Here is an 18688-nt window from a genome sequence, read left to right on the forward strand (position 1 = left end):
TACGCTGTTATGATGCAACACAAGCAAACAATCCAGACTTGACTTTTAAAATAAAGGACTAACTTCGATTATATTATACTTACTGATACAAAGCATTAAAACCATATTATATCCTCTTAAATCTAGCTGTTATTAAAATGAAATCTATTATCACAATCTATTGCCTACTTCTATTTAGCCAATTAACTTTGGCTCAAAACCATGAGTTATGGACTTCTTTTTGGAATGAAGAAACTAACTTAATGGGGTTTAAAAGCCCAGAAGGTAAAATAATGATTCAACCACAGTTTATGGGATTCACGGTAGCCAGAAGCTTTGACAAGATTATAGCTGTAATGGAAGAAAACAATGGTAACTATGACACTTATTATTTAACTAAAGCAGGTAAAAAAATAGGTTATGATAGTCTACATATTATTGATAATAGTGCGGATTGCGAAAGTGAAGGATTTATAAGGTTCCGAGATGAAAAAACGGATCAGGTCGGAATGTTTGACAAAAATGGAACCATTGTAATTCCTGCCATTTATAATGCCCTTTCAAGAACACATAATGGATTAATTTGGGTACTGAAAGGCGCAGAAAAAAAATATTGGGACAAACATAATCAATCAGGTTGTAATCATTACAGTTGGCAAGGTGGACAAGACCTTTTAATGGATATAGAGCATAATATCCTTGTTGAAAATTTTAAATATGATAAAGCTTTAAACTTTTTTAGTATTAAAAAAACTAAAGACATTCATTCAGATGCGATAAGACAATCCTTTGTCGCAAAAAAAGGTGGTTATTACTCATTTGTGGTCTTCGAAAAAGAATTTAAACAATGGCTAACAACGGAATTACTTGAGGACTTAACTGTTGAAAAATTAATTTCCGCTTCCTATAATATAATAACTTGGCAATCCAAAAATGGTTGGAAAAAGACAAGTAAAAACAAAGTTATAACCGATAATTTTACAACCTTGAAAAATGGATTATTAGAAATTTTAAATCCAAAAACCGATTATTTTATCTCAACTGATGGACTTAATCCATTTATGTACGAGTGTGAAGCGTTTAAAAAATATTATAATAATTGTGGCGAATCTAAAGATTGGATATATCCAACAATGTCCGTAATAATTAATCACAAAAACGATACTGATTTTACACAAAACACTTATCAATTTTTAAGAACAGATAACGGATATAAGCTTATTAGTTTAGATATTAGAGATCATAAAATGAAATAACTAAAAAAAGACCTCAAGTTTTTGCTTGATCCCGATCATAATGCTACCATCGAAAGCTCATTACATTCTGAAAGTTATTTTGAGGACGATAGATTGTCCAATATTATGCCATAGCATTACCCCTAATTTTTATACTATTCTTATTTTAAGTAATCCCATGGCGTTTTATTAAAAAAAAGCTAGCGTGAAGTAAAAATGAATACCCTTGGAATTAAACAAGCTAATAAGTGTATGCACCGATCCGCAAAAGCCTATACTCTTAAAAAGCATTTAAAATATGTGAAAAACCGGCCAGAAAGTATAGCGGGACTACTTGCTTTTATTAAAAGCAAAAAAAAACACCTAATAAGCGTTCAAATACTATCTTTTAAGCCACTTACATTTTAAAGAAAGTATCGCGTATTAAAATTAAAAACAGCTTAAAATCAAAGATTTTAAGCTGTTTTTGTTCTTTTTTAAGGGGTTGTGCAACGGTTATCTTTGTCGGCAGTAATTATTTTTCATTATCTATTATTTCCCCTAACGTTTTTGCTAAATTAGAATCAATTAATTTGTTTGCAATTTTCCACTCTTCACCATCAAACTTTGATATAACGATTAAGATACTTTCCGTAATTTTAAAAGTATGATATACAAATCCATCTATTTTATCAATATTTGAGTGATATTCAAAATCGTTTCTTTTCATATTTATTGTTAGATATTATTGGAATACAATTTTTTTTTAGTTTTGCGGACTTCGTTATTCAACTATGGTTTGTCAGTTTACTGAATTTTCGCTGACTAAAAATGAAACTTAGTATACTTAAATTCTGGTGAAATTTTTCTGAAAACATTATTTTGTTATTTGGAGACCTATTCCTCTATGTAATTTTATAGCAAGACTATTGAATTCTGCTTCTAATATATGAGGGCTTATATTATTAATATCACATACTTTTTTTAGTTTTTTTATGATTTTCAAATTTAATATGGTAGCATAAATGCCAAAAGACAAAACAATAACTATAATTATCCCACCAATTGAAAACACAATAGTTTTATGAGGAATAAAGCTATAACCTGTTCCCGTTACAAAAATATTATAAATTAAAACTAGTATTGCAAAAACCACTGCACTAATTTTGAGGTATTTATTAATAGTACTAGCCTTAGAATAATTTGTCAAAAGTTTTGATAATTCATCCTTTGGTATTTTTCTTAAATGTTCTAATTTATCAATTCCTATAATGTGTTCAACTGTTTGCTAACGTTTATGTATAAGAATAGTTGCGGGTTTGTATGCGAGGATTTTCCGAAGGAAAATCAGACGTTACAAACACGCAACGACCTTTGATTAAGCACTAAACCGTAATTATTTTTATACGGTGTGCCTGTTGCACAACGTGTTGTTAAAGATATAGAAATTTCGTATATTTAATAATGCAAGGCACAAAAATATATCAAGAGAAATTATTCAACAATTTCCAGTTGAGTCGTCGGGTTCCCCAAGACAATTTTTATAGACGATTATCAGAAATTTTAGACTTAGAATTTCTACGGAATCAAACAAAAATCTATTACGGAAACTGTGGACAAAAAAGTTTAGATCCCGTGGTGTTTTTCAAATTCTGTTTAGTTGGTTATTTAGAGAATATCACCAGCGATAGAAAATTGGTGTTACATTGTAGTCTTCGACTGGATATTCTGTATTTTCTTGGCTATGATATCGATGAAGAATTACCATGGCATTCTACGTTAAGTAGAACACATCAACTGTACCCAGAGTCAGTTTTTGAAAATCTATTTACTCATGTTTTCAAAATGTGCGTAGACATGCATATGGTAAGTGGTCATACCCAAGTTATCGACGCCGCACCTGTAAAAGCAAACGCTTCGATGGATAGCTTAGAACTTAAAGTGCCAGAAGAAGATTTAGAAGCTCATTTACGCGCAGTACGACATATAAGCAATAGAGATAAAGCGGTACCATTTCGATCAGCCAAAGTTAATAAAGCCCCAAAATCGCAGCAAGAATTATCAGCAAGCCGTCAGGAATTACAAGCGATAAAGAGCCGAAACAAAAAATGGTCAAAAGATCAAAACCATCGTCCTGGAGCAGGAAATAAAGGTTCCCGTTATACGAGTAATAAAACGCATTACAGTCCAACCGACCCCGATGCTCGCATAAGTGTAAAACCAGGAAAAGCAAGAAAACTAAACTATTCAAGTCAGCTCACGGTAGATGCCGCACATCATGTAATAAGTGACATCAAGGCCTATCATGCCGATGGCAAAGACAGTCAGCATTTACCAGATATTGTATTGCGAGTAAAACGACGCTTATGGCAATCTGGTCTTACCATAGACACCTGTCTCGCGGATACCGGTTACAGTAGTGGCGAGAATTATGCTTTTTTAGAAAAGCAGGATATTACCAGTTACATTCCGCCACACGGCACCTTTAAAGGAGGACCAGATGAATTTATTTATAATGAAAAAGAAGATCACTACACCTGCCCTCAAGGGAAGATTATCCCCTTTAAAAAGGTGTTTTACGAAAAGAAGAGCAACACCAAAAAGAAGGCCTATAGAGGTTCAAAAAAACTTTGTATAGATTGCCCAATACGAAGCGCTTGTTTAAGCAAAACGGCACAAGAAAAGTCATTTTCCGTAACGTATTACCGCGCAGAATACCTCCGGAATATAGCACGAGTTGATAGTAAAAAAGGAAGCTATATGAAAGGAAAACGACAAAGTACGGTAGAGCCCGTATTTGGTACACTAACCCAGTTTTTAGGCATGGGAAAAGTGAATACCCTTGGGATTAAACAAGCTAATAAATGTATGCATCTATCCGCAACAGCCTATAATCTTAAAAAGTATTTAAAATATATGAAAAACTTACCAGAAAGTATAGCGGGACTACTTGCTTTTATTAAAAGCACCAAAAACCACCTAATAAGCCTTAGAATACTATGTTTTAAGCCACTTGCATTTTAGATAAAATATGACGTATTAAAATTAAAAACAGCTTAAAATCAAAGATTTTAAGCTGTTTTTATGCTTTTTTAAGGGGTTGTGCAACGGTTACCGGTGTTAGGCACAGTTTTATTTTATTTCCCATCTATCCTCAACTGAATTATCATTATTTTCTAATAAGTGATTTGCCATTATTCCGAAAAGGTGTCTTTTTAATGTGTAATGAAATCTTTCTGGTATATTTTTTACATTCAAACTTTCTGCATCATCCATTTCAATTCGTTCAGCTTTCTGTATTGTTTTTGGGTAAACAAATCCTAATCTAAATCTTCCGTTTTCGTTAAATATCCAATAAAGTTGAGTGTAATTATTTCCTATATGGTCTCGATATTGTAATATTATTTCAAATTGGTCACATTCAATTGGATATTCAATAGTATATTCGATTTTGCGTTTCCCTGGTAAATTCGCGTGCAGACTTCTTTCAAAGAGGCAATATTGTTCGTCCTCTAATAATTTTACTTTATCTGTCTTTTTAATTTTGTTCTTTTTATCCTTAAATAAATACTTGTTAAGTAATTCTCTTTTGCTAATTGATTCGTCAAATAAGATTGTGTAAAACCAAATATCAACATCAAATGCAGGATTGCTTGAGATATTAGATATTTTTAAAACTTTCTTTCCTTTTTTTAAGTCAATTCTGCATTCAAATAGAGGAAGTGCACTAATTCTTTCTTGATTTTTGCTTGAGTCTTTGGTGGATTTTAGTAACCTAAAAGTCAGATATACGTATACACCAGTAAAAACTGTTAATAAAATATTCGTTATTAAATTCCAATTTACGTTCTCCATTTTAATTGTGCCTAACGTTTATGTATAAGAATAGTTGCGGGTTTGTATGCGAGGATTTTCCGAAGGAAAATCAGACGTTACAAACACGCAACGACCTTTGATTAAGCACTAAGCCGCAATTATTTTTATACGGTGTGCCTGTTGCACAACGTGTTGTTAAAGATATAGAAATTTCGTATATTTAGTTATGCAAGGCACAAAAATATATCAGGAGAAATTATTCAACAATTTCCAGTTGAGTCGTCGGGTTCCCCAAGACAATTTTTATAGACGATTATCAGAAATTTTAGACTTAGAATTTCTACGGAATCAAACAAAAATCTATTACGGAAACTGTGGACAAAAAAGTTTAGATCCCGTGGTGTTTTTCAAATTCTGTTTAGTGGGGTATTTAGAGAATATCACTAGCGACAGAAAACTGGTATTACATTGTAGTCTTCGACTGGATATTCTTTATTTTCTTGGCTATGATATCGATGAAGAATTACCATGGCATTCTACGTTAAGTAGAACACATCAACTGTATCCAGAGTCAGTTTTTGAAAGTCTATTTACTCATGTTTTCAAAATGTGCGTAGACATGCAAATGGTAAGTGGCCACACCCAAGTTATAGACGCCGCACCTGTAAAAGCAAATGCTTCGATGGATAGCTTAGAACTTAAAGTGCCAGAAGAAGATCTAGAAGCTCATTTACACGCCGTACGACATATAAGCAATAGAGATAAAGCAGTGCCACTTCGATCAGCCAAAGTTAATAAAGCCCCAAAATCGCAACAAGAATTATCAGCAAGCCGTCAGGAATTACAAGCGATAAAAAGCCGAAACAAAAAATGGTCAAAAGATCAAAACCATCGTCCTGGAGCAGGAAATAAAGGCTCGCGTTATACTAGTAATAAAACGCATTACAGTCCAACCGATCCCGATGCTCGTATAAGTGTAAAACCAGGAAAAGCAAGAAAACTAAACTATTCAAGTCAGCTCACGGTAGATGCCGCACATCATGTAATAAGTGACATCAAGGCCTATCATGCCGATGGCAAAGACAGTCAGCATTTACCAGATATTGTATTGCGAGTAAAAAGACGCTTATGGCAATCTGGTCTTACCATAGACAACTGTCTCGCGGATACCGGTTACAGTAGTGGCGAGAATTATGCTTTTTTAGAAAAGCAGGATATTACCAGTTACATTCCGCCACACGGCACCTTTAAAGGAGGACCAGATGAATTTATTTATAATGAAAAAGAAGATCACTACACCTGCCCTCAAGGTAAGATTATCCCCTTTAAAAAGGTGTTTTACGAAAAGAAGAGCAACACCAAAAAGAAGGCCTATAGAGGTTCAAAAAAACTTTGTATAGATTGCCCAATACGAAGCGCTTGCTTAAGCAAAACGGCACAAGAAAAGTCATTTTCCGTAACGTATTACCGCGCAGAATACATGCGGAATATAGTACGAGTTGATAGTAAAAAAGGAAGCTATATGAAAGGAAAACGACAAAGCACGGTAGAGCCTGTTTTTGGTACACTAACTCAGTTTTTAGGCATGGGAAAAGTAAATACCCTTGGGATTAAACAAGCTAATAAGTGTATGCATCTATCCGCAACAGCCTATAATCTTAAAAAGTATTTAAAATATATGAAAAACCTGCCAGAAAGTATAGCGGGACTACTTGCTTTTATTAAAAGCATCAAAAACCACCTAATAAGCCTTCGAATGCAATGTTTTAAGCCACTTGCATTTTAGAGAAAATACGGAGAGTCAAAATTAAAAACAGCTTAAAATCAAAGATTTTAAGCTGTTTTTATGTTTTTTAAGGGGTTGTGCAACGGTTACCGGTGTTGTAGCACGTTTTTATTCCTCAACTTTCCTTTTATTCCCGCAATTCGCACACAATTTTGCTTTTGGTGTTCTGTATGGTTTTCCGCAATTTTCACAATCAGGTCCAATTTGTTCAAGTGAGTGATGCATAATCGCATTCGGTTCAGTTTCTCCAAATCCAGTCAAATTATTATAGTATTCCAATAATTCTTTAAATCTCTCTTTTCTATCCGCTTTTGCTATTTTAAATCCGTTAGAGTATAATTCGGAAGCGATTGCAAACTCTTCTTTATCCAACATTGGAATTTCCATTTTACATCTCCAGCAATATTTAATTTTCATTTTATTCGATTGTTTGATTTTCTAAAACAAATTCATCGAATAGTATTTGTTCATTTTGCTTTTCAGTCGACATTTCAGATAGTTTTAAATCACTCATTCCTCTTGGCGAATAGAAAAACGTTTTCCAAATTGGTCTATGTTTAATAAAAATATTTTTTCCTCCAAATTCATCGTGAGTATAGATTCCAACCCAGAATTTCGAGACGATTAAAATTCCGATTATTAATATTAAAATTCCTGTTTTTCTTTTCAATTCGTGAGTTTTCTCAAATGTGCTACAACTCGTTATATAAGTACCTATGTTCCGGATATACCGTAAATATTACGGGATATCCGCACCTTTAGTTCTTGACTTGGTTTTAAAAAGCTAAGCTACAATTTATAAAACGGTCTCACAATACGTATAACTACGTAGTTCTTTTGAAGATAATCTGTTATTATAAAGACAATAGATTAGTACTTTTTCGGCCAGATTGTTTCAAACCATTCGCAAACGACTAATACTTTATCTGTTGCTTTTTGTCCGTTTTCGTCCAGTGTGTTAGCAAAAAACTCCCAATGTGCTTTTTTCCAATTTTCGAGCGGTTTAATGTTTGTTCCCATATCTAATTGAGCATAATCTTTGGTAATCTGATTGAATGGCATTGTGTCTACCTTTTTGGTCTCAATTATTGCTCGCGCTTTTCCGTTATAATCCGTTACAATAAGTTTTGTTCCTTTTTTTGGTAAGTCAACATTTACTTCTTTATACCAAATGTATAAACCAGAACTTGCTTTCTTTTTTCCGTCAACAATTAGGTCGGCAAATCGATGATAATCTTCTTCACTATTATCAAAAAATTCTGTATTGGGTAGTGCTTCTTTTTTAAATTCAGGATTTGATTTCTTAAAATCACTCCACATTTCATAAACGGATTCGTCAAGTTCATTTTCAGTGTCCATTTGCACTTCTTTTTCCGTTTCTATTTCCGAATTGGTTTTTGTTTTTGATTTGTCTTTACAACTAATAAAAATCAAAAAAAGGACAATTGTTAATTGTTTCATAGATTACTCAGTATTAATACCAACATTGGATGTATGTTTAGTGCAGCAATTGCAAGACTGAAGACTTTTAGTTTAGTATCAAGCAAAGCACTTTGCTAGCTCTTCTTTTTTTCTGTAAAAAGATAAATAAAAACGATTGGACTGGCTTTATAAAAAGACACTAAACTTTGGGTTATGCACAAAAATTAGAATTAATTATAGCTATTGATTTAAAACGTTTTACCCATCAAAGTCACCACAATCTTCAATTTCAAATTTATTCTCTTTAAAAGTGAAAAAATCTGTTAATCTAGCTCCAATATAACTATGCGGAAACTCACCAACTACTTTAATTTTATATACTAGTTTATTTTCTGTTTTCAAAAAAAGTAGATTTAATTTTTCTCCAATATTGTTTTTTAAGTCAATTGATATTCCATTACTCAATTCTTCTTTTTTGATAATATTGTAGGTGTAAAATTTACTCTTTGAAAATGGAGGTAAAGAATCCTTATCACCTCTACAATAAGGGAATAAGTATGCTTTTTTTTGTTTTAATAAAATTGAAGGAGAATCACACATACAATATGACAAAAAATCAATAAGATATTTTTCTTTATTCTTAGAGTCAATAGTTAGACCAACTAATTCCACATTAAATAATTCAGAATATGTTTCATTTGTTTTTACTGAATTTTCCTTTTTTGGAATATTTGTAATTGTCGCATATTTTTTCTGGGTCTTATTAATACAAGACATTAGAGTTATTGATATTAATAATAATAATAATAATATTGAATAGTACTTTTTCATTTCAATGTTTTACAACAGATTGGTAATGAAACGTAGGCCAGATAATAAGCACTTTGTTTCAGTTTATAACTTAGTTAAATATAACTATTTTGCTTTTATCTTTTTATTTTAACTGCCAAATTTTATATTTAGCGGACTATGTAAAAAAGCACAGAACTTTGGTTTAGCACAAACGCCCTATGTTTTTTATACCATGTTGTAAACCGTTTTTATTCCATTTTTTTTTAAGAATTTGTTCGGTCGATTTTCCTTTTTTCATCATTGCCATCTGTCCAGAATCACAGTGCTTTTTTAATTCTTGATGGAATTCAGAGTGTTCTTCAGTTGAAAAAAATGTAATATTGAGATTATTTAGATTTTTATTGAATCTGATGGTTTTATCCTCTTTTGTTGGATAGACAAAAATTTTCAGTTCAAATTTGTCATTAGTAAGATATGTTTCTTTATCAGTTTCAAAGCGTAGTTTAGTGTCCAAAAAATCATTTTTCGAACAACTAAAAACTAAAATTAAAAGCAGAAAAGAGGTAATGCTGTTTTTCATTTTAAAACACTCAGAAATATAATTATAATAGTGATTTGTTTCATTTTTAATACAGTATTGAGATGTCTTCTCTATTTTTGGCTAATTGCTTATTGAACTATTAGGTAAGTTTTAGGTACAAAAAGAGTTAACTTAACATACAAATTAATCAAACAAAGGGGTAATATACATCTTGTAACTAGACTACAACTCAACCCACTTTTAAACTGATTTTTTAATACGTCAAGGCTAATTAATTTTTAGTATTACCATAAGACGAGATGTATTTGAAATTATTTTAGTAATATCAGTTATTTTCTTTAACCCATTTATCAATAATTTCTTTGGGTGTGTCTAACATAAATTTTCCTTTACTCTCCCAATAGTTTTGTTGCGATTTAAGATAAGATTCAACAGTAATTTCTTTTCTCGTAAATCTGATTTGGTGTCTAATTCCACCGTATTCTAATAGAATAGTATGCCTTTTAAGATAAGGACCATAGAAAATTGTTGATGTAGTGTCAATCACTTTATAATCAGAATAGCCTTCCTTTTTTAAAAACGCATGGTATTGCTCGGGGTTTGTAATTTCTTGTTCAAGATATTTACACATTGATCGGAATAAATATGTTTTGTTTTCTTCTTTACAGACATAATAATACAATTGTGTGTACGCATATTTATCTTTTAGTATGGTCCATTTTTTAGGGTTAATGGAAACACTTTCGGGGTAATTATATAAAAGATACTCTTTACCATTAGTTAAATTATATCTGTATTCATGCAAAAAAGGAGCTTCTTTTTCAGCATTTTTTAATGTGTAAACCTCTTCTGTCCATAAAAATGGAGGCGATTGGTAAGAGGTATTACAACCTAAAACACTCAGAAATATAATTATAATAGTGATTCGTTTCATTTTTAATACAGTATTGAGATGTCTTCTCTATTTTTGGCTAATTGCTTATTGAACTATTAGGTAAGTTTTAGGTACAAAAAGAGTTAACTTAACATACAAATTAATCAAACAAAGGGGTAATATACATCTTGTAACTAGACTGCAACTCAACCCACTTTTAAACTGATTTTTTAATACGTCAAGGCTAATTAATTTTTAGTATTACCATAAGACGAGATGTATTTGAAATTATTTTAGTAATATCAGTTATTTTCTTTAACCCATTTATCAATAATTTCTTTGGGTGTGTCTAACATAAATTTTCCTTTACTCTCCCAATAGTTTTGTTGCGATTTAAGATAAGATTCAACAGTAATTTCTTTTCTCTTAAATCTGATTTGGTGTCTAATTCCACCGTATTCTAATAGAATAGTATGCATTTTAAGATAAGGACCAGAGAAAATTGTTGATGTAGTGTCAATCACTTTATAATCAGAATAACCTTGTTTTTTTAAAAACGTATGGTATTGCTCGGGGTTTGTGATTTCTTGATTAATATGTTTATTTATTGATCGGAATAAATATGTTTTGTTTTCTTCTTTAAAAATTAAATAATATAATACTGTATAGGCATATTTATCTTTTATTATTGTCCATTGTTTAGGATTATCGGAAACACTTTCGGGATAATTGTATAAAAAATACTCATTATCCTCACTGGAATAATTTGTGTTAGGGTGAGGAAAAGGAGCTTCTTTTTCAGCATTTTTTAATGTGTACACTTCTTCTGTCAGTAAAAATGGAGGCGATTGGTAAGAGGTATTACAACCTAAAACACTGAGAAATGTAATTAGAATAGAGATTTTTTTCATGTTAATACAGTATTGAGATGTCTTCTCTTGTTTTTGTTAAGTGGTCTTGTTTTGTGTAACCACCAAATGGGTTAGAGTTGTACAACTTATAAGTAACTTTAGATAGTAGGGCGAAAAAAGACGACAACCATTCGTTTAAACACAAGCCGAATTTTTAAATTTTTCTTATTATCTTTTTTTATCAATACGCCAAATTTAAAAATTTGGAGACCACACAAAAGTGCCTTTGCCATTGCTTTAAACACTTATTGTCCAATTATATTTATACATTACGCCTGTTGCACAACGTGCTGTTAAAGATATAGAAATTTAGTAATGCAAGGCACAAAAATATATCAAGAGACATTATTCAAAAATTTCCAGTTGCTTCGTCGGGTTCCCCAAGACAATTTTTATAGATGATTATATTCTGTTTTAGATTTAGAATTTATACAGAATCAGACAAAAAGCTATTACGGAAACTGTGGACAAAAAAGTTTAGATCCCGTAGTGTTTTTCAAATTCTGTTTAGTTGGTTATTTAGAGAATATCACTAGCGATAGAAAACTATTATTGTATTTTATAGAAAATACGGCGTATCAAAATTAAAAACAGCTTAAAATCAAAGATTCTAAGCTGTTTTTATGCTTTTTTAAGGGGTTGTGCAACGATTACCGGTGTTGGCAACTGTAATTTTTATTTCAGAGAATATTTTTCAAATCTTGTTTTCCAATTATTGCCATAATTTCAACGATATTATTATTCACTTTGTAATAAATACTATCAGAGCCAGAAACACAACGTCTATATCCTATTTTTATATAATCTACAGATTCAAAATAAAATGGATTTTCAACAATAGTATCAAAGTTCTCAAACAAAGTATCGAAATACTTATCAGCTTGTGTCATTCCAAACTTTTCAACTCCGTATTTATGTATTCTTATTAAGTCTTCTTTCGCTAAGTTACTTAGTTTATACTGAGTCATTAAATTAATGACTTTGATTCCGCTAATATTTGTTCTTTACTTAAATTTGTAAATCCGCTATTTTCGGCTTTTTCTAATTTGGCACTAATCCAGTCAATTTGGCTCTGCTGTTTTCTTGCTTGTCTAATTAAATCGTTCACAAGTTCACTTTTGGTAGAATATTCTTTTTTGTCAACTTGATTTTTCAACCACTCATCATTCGGTTGAGTGAATGAAATGCTCTGTCTTGCCATAATATTTTGTTTTGGTGCTAATTTACACCAAAAAAGATAATACAGCAAATTTAATGTTCAGTTTGAGTTTCTCAATTTTATAGTTACCAACGTGTTTCTTTAGTTTGTAATAAATATCTTTATATAGAAAAAGAAGAGAACTATAACGTGTTTTAGAATTATAGATCCATTGCACGTACGTGTATGATTCGTGTGGGGGTTTAAAGTAAGAAGACTTTTAGTTTAGCACGAGGCAAAGCATTTTGTTTGCCTTTATCTTGTTTTGTTGAAAAGTCAAATGAAAATGATTTGACGGACTTAGTAAATGTACACTAAACTTTGGTAAAGCACCAAACCTCGCATTAATTACACACATTGTCCCTGTTGCACAACGTGTTGTTAAAGATATAGAAATTACGTCTATTTAATACTGCAAGGCACAAAAATATATCAAGAGACATTATTCAACAATTTCCAGTTGCGTCGGTGGGTTCCTCAAGCCAATTTTTATAGATGATTATCTTCTGTTTTAGATTTAGAATTTATACAGAATCAGACAAAAATCTATTACGGAAACTGTGGACAAAAAAGTTTAGATCCCATGGTGTTTTTCAAATTCTGTTTAGTTGGTTAGTTTGAGAATATCAACAGTGATAGAAAACTGCTGTCGCATTGTATTTTAGAGAAAATACGGCGTATCAAAATTAAAAACAGCTTAAAATCAAAGATTTTAAGCTGTTTTTATGCTTTTTTAAGGGGTTGTGCAACGGTTACCGGTGTTGGCAGTATGTGCTTTTATTTTTTAAAAGTCCGATTAATTTGAGACTACTTTTAGTCCGATAATTGAGGCTATTAATGTCATAATGAAAAATAGTCGCCAAAAAGTCGCTGGTTCTTTAAAAATCAGAATTCCAATCAAAACTGTTCCTACAGCACCAATTCCTGTCCAAACTGCATATGCAGTTCCTATCGGTAGTTGTTGAGTCACTTTTACTAGAAGAAACATACTTATTCCTAAACAAATCAAGAATCCTATGTACCAATAAGTTGTTTCAATTCCTGTTGATTCTTTTGCTTTTCCAAGACAAGCTGCAAAAGCTACTTCAAATAGTCCTGCAATTATTAATAGTATCCAATTCATTCGTAATTATTTTCTTTTTGCGCTGTCTGTCAATATTCAATTTCTGTTTATTTTTGCATTACTGCCAACGTCTCGACTATGGTTAGTACGGGATTAAAAAGCGATTAATTTCGAATTAATCACTTAGCCAAAACTTTTTATTTTGTTTTATCTTTTTTGTTTAAAGCCAAATCAAAAGATTTGGCGGACTTTATAAAAACACACTAAACTTTGGGCTAAGTACCAAACCCCGTATTAATTATAGCCATTGTTGGCAAATCGTTTTTTAGAAAGGTAACTCATAAAAAGTTCCATTTCCTTGAAGGAAAATGTGTTTGTTATTACTTATATAATACCAAACTATCCTTGTATTATCTTCACCATAAACCTCTATAATAGGTAGTTCTTTTGTGAAGTTGATAACGAGGTTACTACTTACGTCAACACAACTTAAATAGGTTTTATATTTTCGCTCGTTATTGATTTTTTTGAAGTCTAAATGTACGATATATAATTTTTCCTCTATTAACTGCCAACCTCTAATGCAGTGATTTTTAAATAACCCTTTTTCTTTTCTTTTTACACTATTACTTGCAATGTCTAAATAATTTAACCCAATTCTTACATCACCTGCAATCTCAAAAACGATCATTTTATTATCTGATAGTAGTATTGGATACCCTATTCCTAAATCAACTATTTTTTTTGTTACTATTGATTTTGGAGAGTCTGGTTCTGAGATATCCATTAAAAATATAGAATCTTGATTAACCCAATAAATGGTCTCATTAAAAACTAAAGAGTAAAAAGCTGAAGATTCTTCATCTGTATCTGGTATAACGATTTTTGATATTGGATCTGTGTTGTCAGTAGTTGGAATATCAGAAACCTCAAACCTATAGTCTTTATTATAAATAGAAGAAATTTGAGTGTATAATTTACCTTTTGCTATACAGGCACCTTTTATATAGCCCATTTCTCTTTCCTTAATTATGACGGTAGGACTATCAAGATCTTGAAAGTCTATAATTGCAATTCTATTTCCTCTGTTGCCCCTTAACAAAAGGGTATCATCTATAAATTGAAAATTAGGTTCATAAAAACGTTCTGCTAGCGGTACCTTTACTACTTTCTTTAGCTGAAAAGAGTCTTCAATTTTCCAAATTGTTAAAATTGTATCTTCTTGTATTGTAAATAATAGATTCTTATAGTTTTTTACAAAATGTAAATATTTTCTTTTCGAATTAAAATCTATAATATTAGAATTTGTTATCATATTTTAATGTTTGCCAACGTCTCGTGTATGAAATCGTAGCGTATAAAAAGAAACTACATTTTCGGTTTAGCACAGAGCCAATTTTTTATATTTTGATTTAACTTTTCAGTTTTAAAGCCAAATTAAAAATTTGGCGGTCTTTGTAAATAAGCACAAATCTTTCGGTTTAGCACTTATTAGCTATGTTTTATACACCGTGTTGTAAGTCGTTTATTTTTAAGTGTTTTGAATCATATAACAAGCAATTTTTGATTCAGGCTCAAAGAACACAAACAAATCCCCGTCACCCCAAAAGTTCATTTTTTCAAAGTATTGCTTGTACCATTCGTCTGTGGGTTTAATATTAGTTTCCTTAGTTTTTATCTCATCACTACTCTGTAATTGACATAGAAATCTCATTGTTTTTTGTGTTTTAGGGCATTTTGGAATATCCGAATATTGAATCCAGTTAGGTATGCCAGAAAATCCAATTTCATAACCAATAGCTTTATCTTCTTTAGTTGTAAAACGGACTTGTTCATATTCTATAAATGAATCTGCATTTAAATCATCATAGGCTGTAGAAAGAGAGTTTACCTCTTCTATATTCAATATTTTAGGAGAATTCGGTTCTGAGTAATCTAACCATATTTTATCTAAGTCTAAATATATTGGACAAATGAGGTTTATGTCAAATGGAAGCCAATCATAAGCTTTACTTTCTTTGCTCAATTTTCCTAGATATTGAAAAGAACCAGGACAAGTGTTTTTTGGAATTAAGAAGTCTGATGGTATATTCCCACCAATCCAGTTTTCTCCATTTTTAGCTTTTTCAAAATTGAAAATCTTATTAATTCTTAAATCTCTATATTTTATTTGGTCATCTCTAATTATTAACTCTTCGTTGTTTTCGTCTTCATCTCTTGACTCTGCAAATTCTAAAAAATTATTTTCATCATATGTCAAAATGATATGAGAATACATACTTTCAGCCGTTTGTTTATCGGTTATTTGTGTTTCGATAAAACTGAGACAATGCTCTTTTCCATCTAAATTGACTTCCCATCCAGCCAGATATTGTTTTTTCAATTTAGGTTTGTTGTGAGTAGATTTATTTCCGAATATTTTCTTTAGTATACTCATTTTAGTTTTTTTTTGGTAATGACTTACAACGGTTGGGCTAAGCGTAGTGCGGAGGCAAGGAAACTTTTCGTTTCCGTCTGCGCACGAAGCTAAAGCTTATTGTTTTGCTTTTTCTTTTTTTGTTCAAAGCTAAATCCATAAGATTTAGCGACATTATAAATATACACAGACCTTAGCGTTTAAGACCTAAAGTCCGCATTACGTTTAGGCTTTGTTGTAGCACGTTTTATTTTCCATAATATTTGTATGACCTCCTGAACCCTTGTTCAGTAGCCTCTTCGATATTCTTTGCGAAAAAACCTTGCCCATTTTTAATTTTAGTTCTGTCATAATGTTGGTCGAAGGGTAAGTGATAAATGCGACTTTCAAGTCCATTTGAGTCAATTCCAATATTACATTTGATTCTTGGGAATTCTTGCATTTCCCACTTTTCAATTCGTACTCCCAAAATTTGAGCAAATTTTGTGGCAGTTTCAGATAGCGAAGTATTGGTTATAAACACAGGGGTTACAACGTTAAACAAATCAGGATTAACAAGTTTGTCAATAATTGTGGTGCCATATAATTGTAATATGTGTTTTTCGTGAATTATTGTTCTCTTTTTCCAAAGTTTACATTGGATGATTTCAACTTCATTTCCTTTTCTTACAATTAAATCACGCCCAAGGTCTTTTAGTTTTTTTTCCATTCCGTAATATTCTACGTCCCAACCTTTTTCTTCATAGGTTAGCCCGCAGTAAAGTTCATAATCTCTACCAACTTGCCAATTAGTGTTTTTTCTTGCTGGGTCTAGATATCTATCTAAAGCTAATTGGTTTCTAATGTTTTCATCTAAACTTAAATATTCCTTTTTACTAATATAATTTTGAACATTATCGAAATCTTCTTTAAAGTCATCAATCGAATTGGCGACTTCAAGTTGTTTTAATGTATCAAAATCATCTACATAGTTTGTGAGCTCAGGAAAAACATTTAGTAGGTATTCGTATTTGTATAACATTTGACGATATTGTTCCAGATGGAACTTACTTTGTGTTTTAAGTTCTTTTATCCTTTTACTTTCTTCAATTGCCGGTCTTTTCTTGTTTTCTAATCGTTTCGCGATAATATCATATTCTAACAATAGGAAATCACTATACATTGATGTGATTTTAGAAACAGAATTTTGACTTTTGCTCTGAATTGCTAAATACAAATCATGTTGTTCTTCAAGACCGTTTTTGAAATTATCTCGTTCTCGTTGTACTTCATTAAGAGTCCTGTTTTCTGTGATATATTTTTTATCGGAAAAATCTAGTTTTAGTTTTAGCGTGTCATTTTCATCTATTTGTTCATCTAATTTAAAAACTAATTCTTCATTTTTTTGCTCTAATTTTGCTAACTCTTCGTGAGCATTAGTCAGAAATATAGTTACCTTTTCTAAATCATTAGTCTTGATTCTAATTTCGTTATGTAGTTTTTGAAACTCTTCCTTTTTTTTTAAAAGGCTAGATGAAAGTTCTTTTGTTTTTAAAGTTTCATTCTTATAATTTTCTTGATGTTTTTTCGCTAGTAATTTTTCGTTTGACAGTTCCCTTAATAATTGAGGATACTCGTTTAATTTCTTCTTATTTTCTTTTTTCTTGTCGAGAAAATTAGAGAAGAAACTCCAAATTGCTAGAAGTGCGATAAACCCGCCAATTAGATATAATATTTCCATTAAATTTTAGATGGTCAATTTTTAACGATTGGATTTTTTAAATGTCTTGTCCTGAAATATGGCTACAGGTTAAAATTGAATTAAGCTGATAATTTATATACCATATTAAGTGTTTTATAATCTAAAGATAAATGTAATCTAACTTCGTTGTATAAATTAATTGCATTTTTTGCAGCTCTCTTAGCGTGACTCACGTTATCAAAGGTTTGGTCGAGATAAAATTCATCTTTTAAAATTCCATTTACACGTTCTGCCATTGCATTTTCGTAACAATGATTTTCTTCGGTCATACTAATATCTATCTTTTTTCTTTTGAGTATTTGTGTGTATACATTGCTACAGTACTGTATTCCTCTATCCGAATGATGAATAAGTTGTGTAATGCTTTTATCACTATGTATTTTTTCCAATATCTCTTTTGGAATCTTGCTTTCATCATATTCTTGCATCCAAAGGGCATTTGCAATATTCTGCTTGGTAAGTGCATCGATGGCATTGTCTCTATTTTCATTCATAATCTATAGCTTTTAATGATTACTTTTTGTAACCCGTTATATGAAACTTTCATTCTACATATCCCGCAGACACACTTGATATTCAAAAGATTAGTTTCTAACTTTAGTTTCAAAAAGCCAAGCTACAATTTATAAAACAGTCTAACAATACGTATAACTACGTGATTTTTTTGAAGACAACTGGTTGTTAAAAGACATTAGAATTCCATTTAAACGCATCAAAATAAAGGCAAACCTTAATAAACAACAAAAACAAGGCCTATTAAAAGATTTAATTAGCTTTAAATATTATAGTCTTATGGGCTTTTGTAATGGTTACATTAGCTATAATTAATATGGATTAGTGTTTAGTTCCAAATTTAATATAAACTGACTAAGTCTACCAAACCGAAAGTCTTTGACTTTCTATTCCCGTGCTAACCATAGCTAAACGTTATACTA

The 18688-nt window shown here is 31.1% G+C and carries 21 protein-coding genes; 4 read left to right on the forward strand and 17 right to left on the reverse strand.

Annotation, left to right across the window (positions count from 1 at the left end):
* Window positions 1-137 precede the first annotated feature (137 nt).
* The gene (locus E9099_RS00890) at window positions 138-1235 is read left to right on the forward strand and encodes a WG repeat-containing protein (protein ID WP_136581870.1); all 1098 of its coding nucleotides are present in this window, start codon (window positions 138-140) and stop codon (window positions 1233-1235) included.
* A 493-nt stretch (window positions 1236-1728) separates the two neighbouring features.
* Here E9099_RS00890 and E9099_RS00895 read toward each other — a convergent pair whose 3' ends face one another.
* Entirely contained in the window at window positions 1729-1923 is a 195-nt protein-coding gene (locus tag E9099_RS00895; RefSeq protein ID WP_136581871.1) for a hypothetical protein, read from the reverse strand.
* Window positions 1924-2070: 147 nt separating this feature from the next.
* Window positions 2071-2403 carry a hypothetical protein gene (locus tag E9099_RS00900; RefSeq protein WP_136581872.1) on the reverse strand — a complete coding sequence of 111 codons (333 nt, stop codon included), beginning with the start codon at window positions 2401-2403 and terminating at the stop codon, window positions 2071-2073.
* A gap of 254 nt (window positions 2404-2657) precedes the next feature.
* Here E9099_RS00900 and E9099_RS00905 point away from each other — a divergent pair, with 254 nt between their 5' ends.
* Window positions 2658-4217, forward strand: coding sequence for an IS1182 family transposase (locus E9099_RS00905; RefSeq protein WP_136581873.1), 1560 nt, complete (start codon window positions 2658-2660; stop codon window positions 4215-4217).
* Window positions 4218-4325: 108 nt separating this feature from the next.
* On the opposite strand, the gene E9099_RS00910 is transcribed toward E9099_RS00905, so the two are convergent.
* The gene (locus E9099_RS00910; protein ID WP_136581874.1) at window positions 4326-5048 is read right to left on the reverse strand and encodes a hypothetical protein; all 723 of its coding nucleotides are present in this window, start codon (window positions 5046-5048) and stop codon (window positions 4326-4328) included.
* 187 nt (window positions 5049-5235) lie between these two features.
* Between E9099_RS00910 and E9099_RS00915 the strand changes: the two genes are divergently transcribed.
* Entirely contained in the window at window positions 5236-6795 is a 1560-nt protein-coding gene (locus E9099_RS00915; protein ID WP_136581875.1) for an IS1182 family transposase, read from the forward strand.
* A gap of 108 nt (window positions 6796-6903) precedes the next feature.
* On the opposite strand, the gene E9099_RS00920 is transcribed toward E9099_RS00915, so the two are convergent.
* The 7 genes from E9099_RS00920 to E9099_RS00950 all read right to left on the reverse strand — a co-directional run bounded on the left by E9099_RS00920 (window position 6904) and on the right by E9099_RS00950 (window position 11335).
* Entirely contained in the window at window positions 6904-7212 is a 309-nt protein-coding gene (locus E9099_RS00920) for a hypothetical protein (protein ID WP_136581876.1), read from the reverse strand.
* 1 nt (window position 7213) lies between these two features.
* The gene (locus E9099_RS00925) at window positions 7214-7465 is read right to left on the reverse strand and encodes a hypothetical protein (RefSeq protein ID WP_136581877.1); all 252 of its coding nucleotides are present in this window, start codon (window positions 7463-7465) and stop codon (window positions 7214-7216) included.
* Between the two features lie 200 nt (window positions 7466-7665).
* Window positions 7666-8256: an ASCH domain-containing protein gene (locus E9099_RS00930; RefSeq protein ID WP_136581878.1), complete on the reverse strand. Its 591-nt coding sequence runs from the start codon at window positions 8254-8256 to the stop codon at window positions 7666-7668.
* A gap of 219 nt (window positions 8257-8475) precedes the next feature.
* The gene (locus E9099_RS00935) at window positions 8476-9048 is read right to left on the reverse strand and encodes a hypothetical protein (RefSeq protein WP_136581879.1); all 573 of its coding nucleotides are present in this window, start codon (window positions 9046-9048) and stop codon (window positions 8476-8478) included.
* A 163-nt stretch (window positions 9049-9211) separates the two neighbouring features.
* Window positions 9212-9589 carry a hypothetical protein gene (locus tag E9099_RS00940; RefSeq protein ID WP_136581880.1) on the reverse strand — a complete coding sequence of 126 codons (378 nt, stop codon included), beginning with the start codon at window positions 9587-9589 and terminating at the stop codon, window positions 9212-9214.
* A 286-nt stretch (window positions 9590-9875) separates the two neighbouring features.
* Window positions 9876-10484: a hypothetical protein gene (locus E9099_RS00945; protein ID WP_136581881.1), complete on the reverse strand. Its 609-nt coding sequence runs from the start codon at window positions 10482-10484 to the stop codon at window positions 9876-9878.
* 242 nt (window positions 10485-10726) lie between these two features.
* Window positions 10727-11335 carry a hypothetical protein gene (locus E9099_RS00950; RefSeq protein WP_136581882.1) on the reverse strand — a complete coding sequence of 203 codons (609 nt, stop codon included), beginning with the start codon at window positions 11333-11335 and terminating at the stop codon, window positions 10727-10729.
* Window positions 11336-11764: 429 nt separating this feature from the next.
* Here E9099_RS00950 and E9099_RS19595 point away from each other — a divergent pair, with 429 nt between their 5' ends.
* Window positions 11765-11923 carry a transposase gene (locus E9099_RS19595; protein WP_136585100.1) on the forward strand — a complete coding sequence of 53 codons (159 nt, stop codon included), beginning with the start codon at window positions 11765-11767 and terminating at the stop codon, window positions 11921-11923.
* 92 nt (window positions 11924-12015) lie between these two features.
* Here the strand turns inward: E9099_RS19595 and E9099_RS00960 are convergent, their stop codons facing one another.
* The 7 genes from E9099_RS00960 to E9099_RS00990 all read right to left on the reverse strand — a co-directional run bounded on the left by E9099_RS00960 (window position 12016) and on the right by E9099_RS00990 (window position 18247).
* Window positions 12016-12303 carry a type II toxin-antitoxin system RelE/ParE family toxin gene (locus E9099_RS00960; RefSeq protein WP_136581883.1) on the reverse strand — a complete coding sequence of 96 codons (288 nt, stop codon included), beginning with the start codon at window positions 12301-12303 and terminating at the stop codon, window positions 12016-12018.
* Complete coding sequence (locus E9099_RS00965; RefSeq protein ID WP_136581884.1) at window positions 12303-12536, reverse strand: type II toxin-antitoxin system ParD family antitoxin; 234 nt, start codon at window positions 12534-12536, stop codon at window positions 12303-12305. Before E9099_RS00965 ends, E9099_RS00960 begins: the two co-directional genes overlap by 1 nt.
* Window positions 12537-13329: 793 nt before the next feature.
* Window positions 13330-13656 carry a DMT family transporter gene (locus tag E9099_RS00970; RefSeq protein WP_136581885.1) on the reverse strand — a complete coding sequence of 109 codons (327 nt, stop codon included), beginning with the start codon at window positions 13654-13656 and terminating at the stop codon, window positions 13330-13332.
* Window positions 13657-13921: 265 nt separating this feature from the next.
* Window positions 13922-14911, reverse strand: a complete 990-nt coding sequence (locus tag E9099_RS00975; protein ID WP_136581886.1) for a hypothetical protein — start codon at window positions 14909-14911, stop codon at window positions 13922-13924.
* Between the two features lie 216 nt (window positions 14912-15127).
* Complete coding sequence (locus E9099_RS00980; protein ID WP_136581887.1) at window positions 15128-16033, reverse strand: hypothetical protein; 906 nt, start codon at window positions 16031-16033, stop codon at window positions 15128-15130.
* Between the two features lie 226 nt (window positions 16034-16259).
* Window positions 16260-17732, reverse strand: a complete 1473-nt coding sequence (locus tag E9099_RS00985; protein ID WP_136581888.1) for a restriction endonuclease — start codon at window positions 17730-17732, stop codon at window positions 16260-16262.
* Between the two features lie 80 nt (window positions 17733-17812).
* Window positions 17813-18247 (reverse strand): integrase core domain-containing protein, encoded by a 435-nt coding sequence (locus E9099_RS00990; protein ID WP_136581889.1) that lies wholly within the window; start codon window positions 18245-18247, stop codon window positions 17813-17815.
* Window positions 18248-18688: the final 441 nt, after the last annotated feature.

The organism is Psychroserpens sp. NJDZ02 (assembly GCF_004843725.1).
Classification (GTDB): Bacteria; Bacteroidota; Bacteroidia; order Flavobacteriales; family Flavobacteriaceae; genus Olleya.